Origin of the sequence: Novosphingobium sp. FKTRR1 (genome assembly GCF_020404405.1) — a bacterium.
Classification (GTDB): domain Bacteria; phylum Pseudomonadota; class Alphaproteobacteria; order Sphingomonadales; family Sphingomonadaceae; genus Novosphingobium.
Window position 1 is genome coordinate 70721 of record NZ_JAIZDA010000016.1, and the last position, 15901, is coordinate 86621.

The window sequence follows — 15901 nt, forward strand, 5'->3', positions numbered from 1 at the left end:
TTAATGGTCGGGGAGACAAGATTCGAACTTGCGACCCTCTGCTCCCAAAGCAGATGCGCTACCAGGCTGCGCTACTCCCCGACTGGCGTCTGCCCTTAGGTTCACGTCAGGGTAGGCGCAAGGGGGAAACGCGACCACCGCCAACTTGCACGCCGTCCTGCGAGCGAATCACGAATTGATGGTGAGCCGGGATGGGGTGCTGGCCATGGCCGACCGATCAGCGGGAGCTTGGTCTGCCCGTCTGCCCAAAGGGGCACGGGTTCGTTGCGCTGGCCTTGGAATGGTGACGCTTGCGGGAATCGAACCCCCAAGGGACGGCCCTGGCCGGCCCGTCTGCCCAAAGGGGCACGGGTTCATTGCGCTGGCTTTGGAATGGTGACGCTTGCGGGAATCGAACCCCAAGGGACGGCCCTGGCCGGCCCGTCTGCCCAAAGGGGCACGGGTTCGTTGCGCTGGCTTTGGAATGGTGACCCCTACGGGAATCGAACCCGTGTTTCAGCCGTGAGAGGGCCGCGTCCTAACCGCTAGACGAAGGGGCCGGTATGGCCGGGCGTGCCCGCCGTCGCCATGCCCCGAAGGGCAGGCGGCGACGTAGCAGATGGTGACCCCTACGGGAATCGAACCCGTGTTTCAGCCGTGAAAGGGCCGCGTCCTAACCGCTAGACGAAGGGGCCACTGGGCTAGCGCCGCTGTGCAGGAGGGCGCCTCTATTGGCATCTGCCCGGGTCGTCAACCCCGGCATGCGGACTTTTTTCAGTCTGCGAAGGCGGCGTCCTCAAGGTGCAGTTCCGCAGCCGGTCGGCTGGCCCAGTCATCGATCCGCGCGCGCCCGACCAGCCATAGCTGCCGCCCGCGCGAGCCGTGCAGCAAGGTCTGGCCAAGTTCGCTCTGCGCCGCGCGAAAAGCGATCGCCTTGAACGAGCGGCCATCGTTGCCCGCCGCAACCATGCGGACGTGGTCGGCGCCGACCAGATCGCACTTGACCAGCCGTACCGGCCCAACCGCCACGCGCGGGCCGGGCCAGCCGATGCCATAAGGCCCGGCAGCCTCAAGCTGTTCGACCAGATCGGGGGTAAGCCCGCCGGGCGTCAGCGACAGATCGAGCAGCAGCGCCTTGGCCGAGCGGGCACCCGCCACGTCGCGCGCCAGCCGGTCGTCGAGCCAGTCGGCCAGTTCGCCGACCTTGCCCGGCGCGATGGTCAGCCCGCAGGCCATGGCGTGGCCGCCGCCAGCAAGCAGCAGGCCAGCCTCACGCGCGGCGATGACCGCGGCGCCCAGATCGACCCCGGAGATCGAGCGGCCAGATCCCTTGCCATTGCCCGCCTCGTCAGCGTCTTCGGCGATGACCAGCGTGGGCTTGCCGGTCTTTTCCTTGATCCGCCCGGCGACGATGCCGATCACGCCGGGGTGCCAGCCGCCACCGGACAGGACCACGACCGCGCGGTTGCCCTGACCGGGCAATTGGGCCTCGGCGGCTTCCTGCACCGCCTGTTCGACCGCGCGGCGCTCTTCGTTGAGCGCTGAGAGCCGCTCGGCGATCGTGCGCGCTTCTTGCGGGTCGGTGGTGGTCAGCAGCGCGACGCCCAACGATGAATCGCCGATGCGTCCGGCGGCGTTGATGCGCGGTCCCAGCGCAAAGCCAAGGTCGCTGGCGGTGGGCGCGCGGGCGATGCGGCTGGCGTCGATCAGCGCGGCCAGCCCGACGTTTTCGCGCCGGGCCATGATCTTCAGCCCTTGCGCCACCAGCGCGCGGTTGAGCCCCTTGAGCTGCGCCATGTCGGCGACGGTGCCCAGTGCGACCAGATCGAGCAGGCCCATCAGGTCGGGCGCGCGGCCGCTGGCGAAAAAGCCCCGTTCGCGCAAGGTGCGCACGGTGGCGATGGCCAGCAGAAAGGCAACGCCCACCGCCGCCAGATTGCCGTGCGCGGCGGCAGCATCGCTTTCGTCGAGCCGGTTGGGATTGACCATGGCCAGCGCCGGGGGCAGCTCGGCTGCGCATTTGTGGTGGTCGACCACGATCACGTCGACCCCGGCATCGCGTGCCATGCCCAGCGCCTGATGCGCCATCGCGCCGCAATCGACGGTGACGATCAGCCGCGCGCCCTCAGCCCCCAGCCGCACCAGCGCCTCGCCCGAGGGGCCATAGCCTTCGAGCAGGCGGTCGGGGATATAGGGCCGCGCATCGCGCCCCAGCAGGCGCAGCAGCCGGATCATCAGCGCCGCGCTGGTCGCGCCATCGACGTCGTAGTCGCCATAGACCGCGATGGCCTCGCCACTTTGCACCGCGTCGGCCAGCCGGGCGGCGGCGCGGTCCATGTCACGGAACAGCGAAGGGTCGGGCAGGAAATCGCGCAAGGTCGGGCGGCGGTGGCGGTCAAGGTCAAGCCGGTCGATCCCGCGCGACAGCAGCAATTGATCGACCAGCCCGTCGGTCAGCCGCGCGCCGCCGTCGCCCAGGCCGCCGGCCGCCGCCGCGCCGTCGGCGATTTCGCCCATATCCATATTGCCGCCGCGCCAACGCCAGGCGAGGCCGGAGAGCGAGTGGTCGATTGCTGTCACCGGGATCATGCGACCAGCGCTAGACCATCGCGGCATCGGCGGGAAGGCCAGCGCGACCGATAACCCGGCCGATGCCGCAAGAGTGGCGCAAATGGCGCCCTGCCGGTTGACAGCGCGGGCGGCGGGGGCAACGCTGAGCGCGGGAGAAACGGATGCCGAAGCGGACCCTGCTGATCGTCTGGCACAGCCGCACCGGGGCCGCGCAGGCACTGGCTGAAGCGGTTGCGGCGGGGGCGGCTGAAGCCGTCGCCAGCGAGCGCAGCAGCAGCAGCAGAAGCAGCGAGGCGGTCGCGGTGCGGTTGCTTGCCGCCGACCGGGCCGACCCCGCCGACCTGCTTGACGCTGCCGGGTTTGTCTTTGCTGCGCCGGAAAACCTCGGCACGCTGTCAGGCGCGATGAAGGAGTTCCTGGATCGCTGCTACTATCCGCTGCTGGGCCGGATCGAGGGGCGCTCCTATGCCAGCGTGATTGCGGCGGGATCGGCGGGGCAGGGCGCGCAGGCGCAGCTTGATCGCATCGTCACCGGATGGCGTTTGCGCCGCATTGCGCCGCCGATGATCGTCAACCTCGACGCACTGACGCCCGAACGGATCGCGGCGCGCAAGACGGTGCCGCCGGGCGATCTCGCCCAGTGTCACGAATTGGGACAGGCCTTTGCCACCGGGCTGGACCTCGGCCTGTTTTGAGCGGATTTGCGGCCACTGTCGCTGGCTGGCCTGTGTGTTTTCACCCCAGCCGGGAAATCGGGACTCGACGCGGAACCGGACTTGGTGCCAAGCAAACCGGCAATGCAACGATCCGATGAGGTGGCAATGGAGGGGTACAATCATCGCGCCCCGGTTGCCGCGCTGTTATTTGATCCGGGTACCGCACCCGCGATCGATGACGTCGAGGCGCTGGCGCAGCGTAGCGGCCGGTTCTCGGTATTCCGGCCGCTGGGCGGTGAAACCATCGACGGCACCCCTGCGGGCGGCACCTGTGGCGACGGCTCGGATGGCGCGGACTGGGTCGAACTGCTGCGCGATGGGCTGACTTTCGATCTCGCCGGGTTTGCCGGGGGGCGCAGCGTGTCCGAAGCGGCGCTGGCCAACCGCTCCGGCATTGCACCGACGGTCGCGCTGCACGATGCGGCGGTCATCACGTTGGCGCCGGGGCCGCATCTGGCCGGGGCGGCCAACCTGCTGCCGGTGATCCGCGTGATCGGCGCATTGTTGCTCGAACTGATGGAGCTGCCGGGTCTGATCGGCGTGGCCTGGCTGCCGGCGCAGCTGGTGAGCGGACCGGATTGGTTCGCACGGGCGATCCGCGCATGGCTTGACGGCGGACCGTTTCCGGCTCTGGCGCTGGCGGCGATCAACCGCGATGACGCTACGTTCACCTCGACCGGCCTTGGCTTCCTGACCGGGCAGGAGTTCACCTATACCGCACGCGATGGGATGGTCGGTGAGCGCGATACCCGCATCGTGCTGCGGCTGGTCGACTGGCTGGTGGCGCATGGGCGGCTGGTCGCCCCGCGCGAAGTGGAACTGGCAGGCGTCGGCGCGGTCCGGCTGGAACCGCTCGGCCAGCATCGCATCGCGGCGCGGATCGCTTGAGCCTTCGTGCCGCTCAGGCAAACAATTGCTGCAAAATGGTCATATCTGGCAAATCATGGTCAACCGCAAATTAACCATACCGACACAACCTTCCGTAGCGACAAGTGAGCTGCGAGAGGTAGTCGGATGGAGGCGGTGCGGCGCACGGAACTTCCGTTTCGTGCCGTGAATGTGCAGGGCAAGCCGGGGTATGTGGCCGACTTGCAGCGGCACCATATCCTGCCGCGCGCGGTGCTGGGCAAGGCATCGCTGGGGGGCATGTTCGCCGCGATTGGGCCCGAGCGCGTCGGCTACCACGATTTTCGCCGAAACGGTTTGTTGTTGCCAGCCACCGAACAAGGCGTCTTGCGGTTGGGACTGCCGCTGCACCGAGGGCCACACGGTCGCTACAACGAGATGGTGCAAGACCGCGTCGGCCAGATCGAGGCGGGGTGGCAACACCGTCGCAAGCGGTGTCAGGATGCGGCTTGCGTCGAGGCGCTGTTCCGGGTCGACCTGTTGCAAAAGGCGCTGCGGCGACGGTTGCTCGATCCCCGGCGCTGGGCCGGATCGCCGCTCAATTCGCGCGATCCGGCACTCGATTTCAGCCATCTCGATGCGATGGCCGACATGCTGTGGCAGGGTACGCAGGCCCCGGTGGGCGAGGGGGTGGCGGGTTGACGCCCGCCCACGCCGCCCCCGCCGCAAGCCTGTCCTAGCGCAGGAACGGCGCGCTGTCGGTTGCCAGTGCCGCTGCCGCCGCGCGGTACTGTGCCTCGAACGTGGCGACGCGCTGTTCGACGCTTTCGACCGCGGCAATCGTGCCGATGCCTTGGCCCGAACCCCAGATGTCCTTCCACGCCTTGGCATCGGTGTTGCCGCCCGAGCCGAAGTTCATCGCCGACGGATCGCTGACCGGCAGGTTGTCGGGATCGAGCCCGGCGGCAACGATCGACTGGCGCAGATAGTTGCCGTGGACCCCGGTGAACAAGTTGGAATAGACGATGTCGGCGGCGCGGCCATCGACGATCGACTGCTTGTAGGCTTCGACCGCGCGGGCCTCGGTCGTCGCGATCCAGGCCGATCCGATGTAGGCGAAGTCGGCGCCGAGCGCCTGCGCCGACAGGATCGAGGCGCCGTGCGAGATCGCGCCCGACAGCGCCACCAGCCCGTCGAACCACTGGCGGATTTCACGCATCAGCGCGAAGGGCGATTGCGCCCCGGCGTGGCCACCGGCTCCGGCAGCGACGGGGATCAGACCGTCGGCGCCCTTTTCGATCGCCTTGCGCGCGAAGAAATCGTTGATCACGTCGTGCAGCACGATGCCGCCCCAGCTATGCGCCGCCTGATAGACATCCTCACGCGCGCCGAGCGAGGTGATCATCAACGGCACCTGCCACTTGGCGCACAGCGCGATGTCTTCTTCCAGGCGGTTGTTGGTCTTGTGGACGATCTGGTTGACCGCATAAGGCGCGGCCGGTCGGTCGGGATTGGCGCGGTTGTACGTGGCCAGTTCCTCGGTGATCTGGTGCAACCATTCGTCCAACTGGCTGATCGGGCGCGCATTGAGCGAGGGGAAGCTGCCGACGATCCCTGCCTTGCACTGCGCGATGACCAGTTCGGGACCGGAGATGATGAACAGCGGCGATCCGATCACCGGCAGGCGCAGATTGGCAAAAAGCGGCGGCAGGGCCATTGGCAGCATTCCTTGTCGACGGGTGCGCCGCCACGGTGGTGGCGGCGCGTTTAAGCGGTTGGTTAAGGTCTTTTGGCCGAGCGCGCCGCCGCTGTCAAAGGCTGGGCGGCACGGCCTGCCGGAATTGCCCTCAAGCGCTGCCCGGCAGCACATCCTCGATGCCATAGAAGCGCGCTGCGGTGCCTGCGAACAGCGCTCGTTTTTCGGCGGCGGAAGCCCCGGCGGACAGGCGCTTGAACGCGTTCCACAGCGTTCGATAGTCCGCGCCCCAGCGGTCGACCGGGAAGTTGCTCTCGAACATGGCGCGATCGGCGCCGAAAGCGTCGATGCAGGTCTCGATGTAGGGGCGCCACATGCCTGCCAGCGTCTCCGAAGGCACGCCTGCTGCCGGACCTTGTTCGGGCATCGCGCAGAATGCCATGGCAAGACCACCCAGCTTGACCGACACGTTGGGCAGTTCGGCCAGCGTACGGATCGCGGTGCGCCAGCCATCGAACCGATCGTGCAGCTTGCCCTTGTAGCTGGCGACGCCCAGCGGGGTGCCGCAGTGGTCGAGCACGATGGGTTGGTCGGGGAAGGCGCGGGCGAGGTCGATCACGTCCTGCAACTGCGGTTCGAGCACCCATGCGTCAAAGGTAAGCCCCAGTTCGCCCAGATGGCGGAAGCCCGCGCGGAAGGCGTCGCTGCCATAAAGCCCGGCGGGCGCATGGAACGGGGGGCCCAGCACCTCGGGATCGGCATCCCATGCGCCCTGATGGCGGATGCCGCAGAACCGTTCGCTGGCAAGCCCCAGCGCATCGAGCACCGGTCGCACGCCATCGCCCAGCGTCAGGTCGGCATGGCCGACGATCGCGGCGCACGGGCGGTAATCGCCATAGAGGCCGCTGGCCCCTTGCGCCGCCACGCCGTTGACAAATTCGACCTCGCCCACGCTCTTGAACGCAGGCTCGGCCCCGGCGCGGTAGAACGCGCCGCACTCCATGTAGACGGTGCCGACGATGTTGTGGCCGCTGGTGGTGTCGGTGCGCAGCTGGTCGAACGTGTAATAGGCGTTCAGCTCAAGCGCCTGAATGAACGGATGGCGCGGCTCGGGAAACGCCGCGATCAGGGGGCGCAAGTCCCACAAGTGGTGGTGCGGATCGATGATCGGCAGATCGGGATCGAGGATGGCTTCGGGCATGTCGGCTCCACTCCGGACCGGCCTCTGACGGGCCGCGAGTACCGACTATGCCCGAACGCGCCGGGCCTGCAAGGGGCAGTTTAACCGAGCGGTGAAGTTGTCCGACTGCGGCGTTCGGCCGGGAGCGCGAAGGCCCCCGGCCAATGCGTCAGATTCCGGCGGTATTGGCGGCCGAGAGCACCGCGCGGACGCTGGCGGTCGCCACGTCCTCGTCAATGCCCACGCCCCAGACCACGCGGCCATCTGCGGTGACGCACTCGACATAGGCGGCTGCGCGGGCATCGCTGCCGCCACCCAGCGCGTGTTCGGAATAGTCGCGCACGTCGATGTCGATGCCGAAGCCGTCCTTCAACGTGGCGACAACCGATGAGATCAGGCCGTTGCCGCGCCCGCTGACGCTGCGCACTTGCCCATCGACCGCGATCTTTCCGGCGAACACGCGGCTGCCATCTGCGGCGCGCACTTCCTCATAATCGACCAGTTGGAAGGTCTGCGGCACATCAAGGCGATAGGCCTTGCGGAACACCGCCCAGATATCGGCAGCCTGCAGTTCGCGGCCAAGTTCGTCGGCCAGTTCCTGCACGTGGCGCGAAAAGTGCGCCTGCATCTTCTTGGGCAGCTTCAGCCCCTGATCCTGTTCGAGCACCCAGGCAAAGCCGCCCTTGCCGCTTTGCGAGTTCACGCGGATCACCGCTTCATAGCTACGGCCAAGGTCGGCCGGATCGATCGGCAGATAGGGCACCGCCCACAGTTCGTCGTTGCGCTTTTCCTGCGCGGCAAAGCCCTTCTTGATCGCGTCCTGATGGCTTCCGGAAAAGGCGGTGAAGACCAGCTCGCCGCCATAGGGATGGCGCGGGTGGACCGGCAACTGGTTGCAGTACTCAACCGTCTGGATCACGTCGTCGATGTCGGAAAAGTCGAGTTCGGGATCGACGCCCTGCGTGTAGAGGTTCAGCCCCACGGTGACGAGGCAGCAATTGCCGGTGCGCTCGCCATTGCCGAACAGGCAGCCTTCGACGCGGTCGGCCCCGGCCATCAGCCCCAGTTCGGCCGCCGCCACGCCGGTGCCCCGGTCGTTGTGGGTGTGCAGCGAGATCACCGCGCGGTCGCGGCCCGGCAGGTTGCGGCAGAAATACTCGATCTGGTCGGCATAGATGTTGGCGGTCGCCGCCTCAACCGTTGCGGGCAGGTTGAGGATGATCGGCTTTTCCACGGTCGGCTGCAGCACGTCCATCACCGCCTCGCAGCACGAAATGCTGAAATCGAGTTCGGCGGTGGAGAAGGTTTCCGGGCTATATTCGAAATGCCAGTCGGTCTGCGGAAAGCGGGCTGCCTGATCGCGCAGGAACGTGGCGCCGCTGCGCGCGATCTCGCGGATTTCGGCCTGCTCCATGCCGAACACCACCGTGCGCCACAGCGGCGAGACGGCGTTGTAGACATGGACGATCGCCTGCTTGGCCCCGGCGAGGCTTTCGAACGAGGTCTTGATCAGATCTTCGCGCGACTGGGTGAGCACTTGCACGAACACATCGTCGGGGATGCGGTCATTGTCGACCAACCCGCGGATGAAGTCGTACTCGGTCGCGCCCGCACTGGGGAAGCCGACCTCGATTTCCTTCAAGCCGACCTTGACCAGCAGGTCGAAGAAGCGCGCCTTTTTCTCGGCGTCCATCGGGTCGATCAGCGACTGGTTGCCATCGCGCATGTCGGTGGACAACCAGCGCGGTGCCTTGGTGATCGTGCGGTTGGGCCACTGGCGGTCGGCCAGCGGCACTTGCGGAAACGGGCGGTATTTGACCGAAGGATTCTTGAGCATCGACATCGTAAATGCGTCTCTCGCTGCGGAAGGTTGCGTCGGCATGACTGTTGCTGTGACTGCGTGACAGGGACAGTTGCGGATCGGCCTTCGATATTTTTAGGACGAAAGCGATTGTTCCCCTGGGCGCCGTGCGCGCCGCAGGACCGACGCGTCAGCTTACGCCCAGGGGCGGATAAGTCGCAGGGTAAGGAGACGATCGAAGCTCATGACTTTGCCTATGGTCAATCGCGGCGGGCTTGTCCAGAATGAATGGCAAGATCGAAGCGCTGCCGCAACAAGGCGCGCCATTCAAATCCGTGGGAGTTGCGATGACCGAGACCGTCGAACCGTTCACCTGGCATGTCGCGCAAGACGCCATCGATGATCTGCACCGCCGGATCGATGCCACCCGCTGGCCCGAGCGCGAAACAGTCGACGACTGGTCGCAAGGGGTGCCGCTCGATGCCTTGCGCGATTTTGTCGACCACTGGCGCAACCACTACGACTGGCGTTCGACCGAGGCCTGGATCAACGCGCAGGGGCTTTCGACCACGACCATCGACGGAGTGGACATCCGCTTCCTCCATGTCCGCTCGGCGCACGAGAATGCACGGCCCTTGCTGCTGACCCATGGCTGGCCGGGTTCGATCCTTGAATTTCGCGCGGCTATACCCCGGCTGGTCGATCCCGAAGCGCATGGCGGAACCGCCGCCGATGCCTTCCACGTCGTGATCCCCTCGCTGCCGGGCTATGGCCTGTCGGGCAAGCCGACCCGTCACGGCTGGAAGGTCGAGAAGATCGCGCAAGCCTGGGGCGTGCTGATGGCGCGGCTGGGCTATGCCAAGTGGTACGCGCAAGGCGGCGACTGGGGCGCGGCGGTGACCACGCAGATCGGCCGCCAGAACGTGGCGGGATGCGCCGGCATCCACCTCAACATGCCGATCGCGCGGCCCTTGCCCGAGGATCTGGCCGCGCCGGGCCCCGATGAGCTGAAGGCACTGGCGGCATTGCAGCACTATCAGGAATGGGACGCGGGCTATTCCAAGCAGCAACAGACGCGGCCGCAGACCATCGGCTATTCGCTGGTCGATTCGCCGGTCGGTCTGGCGGGCTGGATCTATGAAAAGATGTGGGCGTGGACCGACAATCAGGGGCGGGCGGAAGACGCGCTCAGCCGCGATTCGATGTGTGACAACCTGATGCTCTATTGGCTGACCGCTGCCGGTGCCTCGTCAGCCCGGCTCTATTGGGAAAGCTTTGCCAGCTTCGCTCCGGCCGAGATCACGATGCCGGTCGGGGCGAGTGTGTTTCCCAAGGAAATCCTGCCCGCGCCGCGCAAGTGGGCCGAGCGCCATTACACAAAGTTGGTGCATTGGGGCGTGCTGGACAAGGGCGGTCACTTCGCCGCGTGGGAACAGCCCGAGGTGTTCGTGAACGAACTGCGCAAGACTTTTGCCGCGATGGATTGATTCGCGGGAGTGTGGCGGGCCGGGAACGCTGTCCGGCCCGCCATGCACCATCAGGCCTTCTTCTCAAAGGCAATCGAGATCGACAGGTGCACCTCGTCAGCCACCACCGGCACATATGTGCCAAGGTTGAATTCGCTGCGCTTGATCGAGGCGGTGCCGTGGAAGCCCACGGTGGCAACCTTCTTCATCGGGTTGATGCCAGCACCGACAAAGGTGGCGTCGACCGTGACCGGCTTGGTCACGCCGTTGAGCGTGAGGTTGCCGGTGATCTTGGCGCTGACGCCATCGGCATTGACCGCAACGCCGGTCGATTCGAACGTGGCGTCAGCCGGGGCGGCGCCGAAGAAATCGGCCTTGCCGCCAGCAGGGGCCGCTTTGAGCAAGTGCGCGGTCAGGCCGGCATCGGCTGCAAAGATCTTGGAAACCGGGATCACGATGGACACCTTCGACGCCGCCAGATTGGCCGGATCGATCACCAGCGTGCCGGTTTCGCCACCGATCAGGCCGAGCGTGTCGTTGAAGCCCATGTGGCTGAGTCCCCAGCCGATCTGGGCGTGGCCGGCATCGACGGCATAAGTGCCTGCAACGACGGCGGCCTTGTCGGCCTGACCCGGCTGACCCGGCGAGCCTGCGATGGTGGGAACGGTGGCCACGGCCGTCAGGGTGGCAGCGGCGGCGAGGGCAAGCGACAGCTTCAGCGTGCGCGAGAATCGGGTCATGGGATCAGGCCTCCTGGGGACGTTGTTGTCCTGGTGCGGCTTGAGCCTACCGGAGCGCGCGATGAGTGCCAATCGGGAACATCTGATACATATTGTTCGATAAACTTGAACGAAGGATCGCCGTTCATGCCGCCCATGCAAAAGCCCGCCCGGTCGCCTGACCGGACGGGCCTTTGCATGGGCGAAGGGCAGGGTCGCGCTGGCCCGCCCGATGCGCTCAGTTCTTGGTCTGGTCGACCAGCTTGTTGGCGCCGATCCAGGGCATCATGGCGCGCAGCTTGGCGCCGGTTTCCTCGATCGGGTGGCGCTTGGCGGCGATGCGGCTGGCCTTCAGCTCGGGCTGACCGGCGCGGTTGTCGAGCACGAAGTCCTTGACGAAGCGGCCCGACTGGATGTCAGCCAGCACGCGCTTCATTTCCTTCTTCGTTTCGTCGGTGATGATGCGCGGGCCGGTCTTGATGTCGCCGTATTCGGCGGTGTTCGAGATCGAGTAGCGCATGTTGGCGATGCCGCCTTCATACATCAGGTCGACGATCAGCTTCAGTTCGTGGAGGCATTCGAAATAGGCCATTTCCGGTGCGTAACCGGCTTCGACCAGCGTTTCGAACCCGGCCTGCACAAGATGGGTGGCGCCGCCGCACAGCACGGCCTGTTCGCCGAACAGATCGGTTTCGCACTCTTCGCGGAAGTTGGTTTCGATGATGCCCGAACGGCCACCGCCGACGCCCGAGGCATAGGCCAGCGCCACGTCATGCGCGTTGCCGGTCACGTCCTGATGGATCGCGACGAGGCAAGGCACGCCGCCGCCACGCTGGTATTCGCTGCGCACGGTGTGGCCGGGGCCCTTGGGCGCGATCATGATCACGTCGATGTCGGTGCGCGGCTCGATCAGGCCGAAATGGATGTTCAGGCCGTGGGCGAAGGCCAGTGCCGCGCCGGGCTTGAGGTTGGCGTGCAGGTCGTCGGCATAGATCGCGGCCTGATGTTCGTCGGGCGCCAGGATCATGAGCACGTCGGCCCATGCGGCGGCTTCGGCATTCGCAAGCACCTTGAAGCCGGCAGCTTCGGCCTTCTTGGCGCTGGCCGAACCGGGACGCAGCGCAATGGCGACTTCGGAAACGCCCGAATCGCGCAGGTTCTGCGCATGGGCATGGCCTTGCGAGCCATAGCCAAGGATGGCGATCTTCTTGCCGGTGATCAGGTTCAGATCGGCATCTGCGTCGTAATAAACCTTCATGGTATGACTTCCTCGTGTCCTGGGCGTCATGCTGAACCTGTTTCGGCATCCATCTTGCCGCGCCCACGTTGGCCTCCGGAAGAGGGCCGTGCTTGTGGCAACATGGACCCTGAACCAGGTTCAGGGTGACGGGGTGTGTGGTGGTTCGGTTGCTGTCTGGTCTTGAATTTCCGTGATGTCAGGCCTCTTCGGCTCCCCGGATCATGCCGACGATGCCGGTGCGGCCGACTTCGACCAGCCCCAGTTGCTTCATCAGCGCGACGAAGGTGTCGATCTTTTCGGGCGCCCCGGTCAGTTCGAAGATGAAGCTGCCGGTGGTGGTGTCGACCGGCCGGGCGCGAAAGATTTCGGCCACGCGCAGCGCCTCGACCCGCGCATCGCCGGTTCCTGCCACCTTCACCAGCGCCAGTTCGCGCTGCACGTAAGGGCCGACTTCGGTCAGGTCGATGACCTTGTGCACCGGCACCAGCCGTTCAAGCTGGGCGCGGATCTGGTCGATGATCGAGGGCGGGCCGTGCGTCACGATGGTGATGCGGCTGACATCGTGGCCATCGGTGATGTCGGCCACGGTCAGGCTGTCGATGTTGTAGCCGCGCGCGGTGAACAGCCCGGCGATCTTGGCCAGAATGCCGGCCTCGTTGTCGACGGTGATGGTCAGGACGTGGCGTTCCTGCAGCTCGTCAAGGGTGTCGATGGTCATCGTGTGCCTCCTCAGACCAGCGCGCGCGCTTCGTCGTCGACGATCGAGGTGACCTCGTCGCCGTACAGGATCATGTCGGTATGCGCCGCGCCGCTGGGGATCATCGGGAAGCAGTTGGCTTCCTTGGCCACCAGACAATCGACGAACACCGGGCCGGGGTGGTCGATCATCGCTTGAATCCCGGCGTCGAGCTGGCTTTCATCCTCGATGCGGATGCCCTTCCAGCCATAGGCTTCGGCCAGCTTGACGAAGTCGGGCAGGCTGTCTGAGTACGAGTTGGAATAGCGGCTTTCGTACGTCAGTTCCTGCCACTGGCGGACCATGCCCATCCATTCGTTGTTGAGCACGAACACCTTGACCGGCAGGCGGTATTGCGTGGCGGTGCCCAGTTCCTGAATGTTCATCTGGATCGAGGCATCGCCCGCGATGTCGATGACCAGCGCATCGGGGAACCCGGCTTGCGCACCGATCGCGGCGGGCAGGCCATAGCCCATCGTGCCAAGCCCGCCCGAGGTCAGCCACTTGTTCGGCTTCATGAAGTGAAAGTACTGCGCCGCCCACATCTGGTGCTGGCCGACTTCGGTGGTGATGATCGGATCGCGCGCACGGGTCAGCTCATACAGCCGCTCGATCGCGTACTGCGGCATGATGTCCTTGCTGCGACGCGGATAGCTCAGGCTCTTGCGCGCGCGCCAACCGTCGATCCGGGCGAACCAGCCGGTCAGATCCTGCGCGCCATGGCCCGCTTCCAACCAGCCCGAGATGATCTGGCCCAGCACCGTGGCGCAATCGCCGATGATCGGCAGATCGACGCGCACGGTCTTGTTGATCGAGGCGCGGTCGATGTCGATGTGGATCTTCTTGGCGTTGGGCGCAAAGGCATCGAGCCGCCCGGTGACGCGGTCGTCAAAGCGCGCGCCGACCGCGATGATCAGATCGGCCTGATTCATCGTCAGGTTGGCTTCATAAGTGCCGTGCATGCCCAGCATGCCCAGCCACGCCGGATGATCCGCCGGGAAGGCGCCCAGACCCATCAGCGTCGATGTGACCGGCGCACCGGTCAGCCGCTGCAACTCGTTGAGCAGGCGCGTCGCCTCTGGGCCCGAATTGATCACGCCGCCACCGGTATAGAACACCGGCGCCTTGGCGTTGGCGATCAGTTCGACGGCTTGCGCGATCTCGCTCGCCCCGCCGATGGTCTGCGGGGTATAGCGGTTGCGCTGACCTTCCTTGCGCGGACGCGGCGCGCTGCGGGCGATCTGCACGTCCTTGGGAATGTCGATGACAACCGGGCCGGGGCGGCCTTCGGTGGCGATGCGGAACGCCTCGTCGATGGTGGCGGCAAGGTCGGCGGCGTCCTTCACCAGGTAATTGTGCTTGGTGCAGTGGCGCGTGATGCCGACGGTGTCGCATTCCTGGAACGCGTCCGATCCGATCAACGCGGTAGGAACCTGTCCGGTGATGACGACCAGCGGGATCGAATCCATCCACGCATCGGCGATGCCGGTGACCGCATTGGTCGCGCCCGGACCGCTGGTGACCAGCACGACGCCGGGTTTGCCGGTGGCGCGGGCATAGCCCTCGGCCGCATGGGCCGCGCCGGCTTCATGCCGGACAAGGATGTGGCGGATGCGCTCATCGCCGAACAAAGCGTCATAGATCGGCAGTACCGCGCCGCCGGGATAGCCGAACACGAATTCGACGCCCTTGGCGATCAGGCTTTCGACCAATATTTCGGCGCCGCTGCGCTCTGCTTTCACGACTAGCGTCCTTGATTGTGCTGGCAGCGCCGATAGCCCCGCCTGTGCACGAGAAAAACAAAAAAAGCCCGTTCGCAGCGCGCAGAACGCGGCGACAAGGCGAAAACCATCAATATTTCCGGCGGAATGACCGCTGGACCGGTAAAAAATTATCGGCCCGGCGCAGTGGTTGCTGCGCCGGGCCGTCTCTCCCTTTCCGGGCATCGGGCAATCCGCAAGAAACGGAATGACCGACAATTGACGGCGTTGCTACGTGACATAATCGCTCATGTCAACTTGCTAAACTTGAAATAACATTGCTATCTTTTCGCTGTCAATGGAATTTTCGTACGTGACGCGCGGCCAGGCGGCCGGCGGCTGGTGCCGCAACCAGGTGTATTGGCGTTTGGCATAGCGCCGGGTCGCCTGCTGGCCCGCCGCTTGCGAATCGGCCTCGTTCGCCCGGCCTTGCAGAAAGTCGCGGATTTCGGGGACGCCGATGGCGCGCATCACCGGCAAATCGGGGTCAAGTTCCCGGTCCAGCAGCGCGCGTACTTCGGCGCAGGCGCCGTTCTGCCACATCAGCGCAAAGCGGCGGTCGCAGCGTTCATAAAGCCAGTCACGGTCGGGCATCAGGATGGCCGCGTGCAGATCGATCGCATCGCCGATCCCGCCACTCAACTGCCTCTGCCATGCCGCCAGCGGCTGTCCCGTCGACCGCACGACCTCCAGCGCGCGGGCGATGCGCGCTGAATCGGTCCACGCAAGCCTGGCGCCGCGCGCGGGGTCTTCGATCAGCAACGCGCGATAGGCCTCGTCCACGGGCAGCGCGCGGACGGCGGCGCGGATGGCAGGGTCTATCGGCGGAACGGGCGCGATGCCGTCGAGCAGTGTGCGGATATAGAGCCCGGTGCCGCCGACGAGGATCGGCAGCGCACCTGTGGCATGGGCGGCGGCGACCTCGGCCTTTGCCGCTGCAGCCCAATCCGCGGCCGAACAGGCTTGCGCGCCGTCCCACGTACCGAACAGCCGATGCGGCACGCCCTGCATCTCGGCCGCGTCTGGGCGTGCCGATAGCACCGCCAGATCGGCATAGACTTGCGCGCTGTCAGCATTGATCACGACAGCGTCCTGTCCGCGCGCGCGGACCATCAGCGCAAGGCGCACGGCAAGATCGCTCTTGCCGCTGGCGGTCGGCCCTGCGATGAGCGCGACCTTCGGTTTCATGAC

General features: G+C 65.9%; 13 protein-coding genes and 3 tRNA genes. 4 read left to right on the top strand and 12 right to left on the bottom strand.

All coding sequences use genetic code 11. From position 1 onward, the window contains the following. Window positions 1-4: 4 nt before the first annotated feature. From LDN95_RS15325 to recJ, 4 genes are all read right to left on the bottom strand, one after another. Window positions 5-81 (bottom strand) — tRNA-Pro (locus tag LDN95_RS15325). 383 nt (window positions 82-464) lie between these two features. Beyond that, window positions 465-539, bottom strand: a tRNA-Glu gene (locus tag LDN95_RS15330). Between the two features lie 60 nt (window positions 540-599). Next, window positions 600-674, bottom strand: a tRNA-Glu gene (locus tag LDN95_RS15335). 79 nt (window positions 675-753) lie between these two features. Next, window positions 754-2568 carry a single-stranded-DNA-specific exonuclease RecJ gene (recJ, locus tag LDN95_RS15340; RefSeq protein WP_370631696.1) on the bottom strand — a complete coding sequence of 605 codons (1815 nt, stop codon included), beginning with the start codon at window positions 2566-2568 and terminating at the stop codon, window positions 754-756. Between the two features lie 143 nt (window positions 2569-2711). On the opposite strand from recJ, the gene LDN95_RS15345 reads away from it, so the two are divergent. The 3 genes from LDN95_RS15345 (at window position 2712) to LDN95_RS15355 (ending at window position 4814) form a co-directional block, all read left to right on the top strand. Then, window positions 2712-3245: a flavodoxin family protein gene (locus LDN95_RS15345; RefSeq protein ID WP_226018471.1), complete on the top strand. Its 534-nt coding sequence runs from the start codon at window positions 2712-2714 to the stop codon at window positions 3243-3245. A gap of 102 nt (window positions 3246-3347) precedes the next feature. Further along, window positions 3348-4154, top strand: a complete 807-nt coding sequence (locus LDN95_RS15350) for a hypothetical protein (RefSeq protein WP_226018472.1) — start codon at window positions 3348-3350, stop codon at window positions 4152-4154. A 135-nt stretch (window positions 4155-4289) separates the two neighbouring features. Continuing rightward, window positions 4290-4814, top strand: coding sequence for an AHH domain-containing protein (locus LDN95_RS15355; RefSeq protein WP_226018473.1), 525 nt, complete (start codon window positions 4290-4292; stop codon window positions 4812-4814). A gap of 34 nt (window positions 4815-4848) precedes the next feature. On the opposite strand, the gene LDN95_RS15360 is transcribed toward LDN95_RS15355, so the two are convergent. The 3 genes from LDN95_RS15360 to leuA all read right to left on the bottom strand — a co-directional run bounded on the left by LDN95_RS15360 (window position 4849) and on the right by leuA (window position 8831). Further along, window positions 4849-5829 (bottom strand): nitronate monooxygenase family protein, encoded by a 981-nt coding sequence (locus tag LDN95_RS15360; RefSeq protein WP_226018474.1) that lies wholly within the window; start codon window positions 5827-5829, stop codon window positions 4849-4851. A 130-nt stretch (window positions 5830-5959) separates the two neighbouring features. Further along, on the bottom strand, window positions 5960-7009 hold the full coding sequence (locus LDN95_RS15365) for an amidohydrolase (RefSeq protein WP_226018475.1): 1050 nt from the start codon (window positions 7007-7009) through the stop codon (window positions 5960-5962). Window positions 7010-7157: 148 nt separating this feature from the next. Continuing rightward, on the bottom strand, window positions 7158-8831 hold the full coding sequence (gene leuA, locus LDN95_RS15370; RefSeq protein WP_226018476.1) for a 2-isopropylmalate synthase: 1674 nt from the start codon (window positions 8829-8831) through the stop codon (window positions 7158-7160). Between the two features lie 305 nt (window positions 8832-9136). On the opposite strand from leuA, the gene LDN95_RS15375 reads away from it, so the two are divergent. Then, on the top strand, window positions 9137-10276 hold the full coding sequence (locus LDN95_RS15375; protein WP_226018477.1) for an epoxide hydrolase family protein: 1140 nt from the start codon (window positions 9137-9139) through the stop codon (window positions 10274-10276). A gap of 50 nt (window positions 10277-10326) precedes the next feature. Here LDN95_RS15375 and LDN95_RS15380 read toward each other — a convergent pair whose 3' ends face one another. The 5 genes from LDN95_RS15380 to miaA form a co-directional block, all read right to left on the bottom strand. After that, on the bottom strand, window positions 10327-10995 hold the full coding sequence (locus LDN95_RS15380) for a YceI family protein (RefSeq protein ID WP_226018478.1): 669 nt from the start codon (window positions 10993-10995) through the stop codon (window positions 10327-10329). A gap of 217 nt (window positions 10996-11212) precedes the next feature. Beyond that, window positions 11213-12232 (bottom strand): ketol-acid reductoisomerase, encoded by a 1020-nt coding sequence (gene ilvC / locus LDN95_RS15385; RefSeq protein WP_226018479.1) that lies wholly within the window; start codon window positions 12230-12232, stop codon window positions 11213-11215. A 178-nt stretch (window positions 12233-12410) separates the two neighbouring features. Further along, window positions 12411-12932 carry an acetolactate synthase small subunit gene (gene ilvN, locus LDN95_RS15390; protein WP_226018480.1) on the bottom strand — a complete coding sequence of 174 codons (522 nt, stop codon included), beginning with the start codon at window positions 12930-12932 and terminating at the stop codon, window positions 12411-12413. An 11-nt stretch (window positions 12933-12943) separates the two neighbouring features. Further along, complete coding sequence (ilvB, locus tag LDN95_RS15395; protein WP_226018481.1) at window positions 12944-14692, bottom strand: biosynthetic-type acetolactate synthase large subunit; 1749 nt, start codon at window positions 14690-14692, stop codon at window positions 12944-12946. Between the two features lie 279 nt (window positions 14693-14971). After that, window positions 14972-15898, bottom strand: a complete 927-nt coding sequence (miaA, locus tag LDN95_RS15400) for a tRNA (adenosine(37)-N6)-dimethylallyltransferase MiaA (RefSeq protein ID WP_226018482.1) — start codon at window positions 15896-15898, stop codon at window positions 14972-14974. Window positions 15899-15901: the final 3 nt, after the last annotated feature.

Coding starts and splice junctions, on each gene's coding strand:
- recJ (WP_370631696.1), bottom strand. CDS start 2,568: ATGATCCCGGTGACAGCAATCGACCACTCGCTCTCCGGCCTCGCCTGG.
- LDN95_RS15345 (WP_226018471.1), top strand. CDS start 2,712: ATGCCGAAGCGGACCCTGCTGATCGTCTGGCACAGCCGCACCGGGGCC.
- LDN95_RS15350 (WP_226018472.1), top strand. CDS start 3,348: ATGCAACGATCCGATGAGGTGGCAATGGAGGGGTACAATCATCGCGCC.
- LDN95_RS15360 (WP_226018474.1), bottom strand. CDS start 5,829: ATGGCCCTGCCGCCGCTTTTTGCCAATCTGCGCCTGCCGGTGATCGGA.
- LDN95_RS15365 (WP_226018475.1), bottom strand. CDS start 7,009: ATGCCCGAAGCCATCCTCGATCCCGATCTGCCGATCATCGATCCGCAC.
- leuA (WP_226018476.1), bottom strand. CDS start 8,831: ATGTCGATGCTCAAGAATCCTTCGGTCAAATACCGCCCGTTTCCGCAA.
- LDN95_RS15375 (WP_226018477.1), top strand. CDS start 9,137: ATGACCGAGACCGTCGAACCGTTCACCTGGCATGTCGCGCAAGACGCC.
- LDN95_RS15380 (WP_226018478.1), bottom strand. CDS start 10,995: ATGACCCGATTCTCGCGCACGCTGAAGCTGTCGCTTGCCCTCGCCGCC.
- ilvC (WP_226018479.1), bottom strand. CDS start 12,232: ATGAAGGTTTATTACGACGCAGATGCCGATCTGAACCTGATCACCGGC.
- ilvN (WP_226018480.1), bottom strand. CDS start 12,932: ATGACCATCGACACCCTTGACGAGCTGCAGGAACGCCACGTCCTGACC.
- miaA (WP_226018482.1), bottom strand. CDS start 15,898: ATGAAACCGAAGGTCGCGCTCATCGCAGGGCCGACCGCCAGCGGCAAG.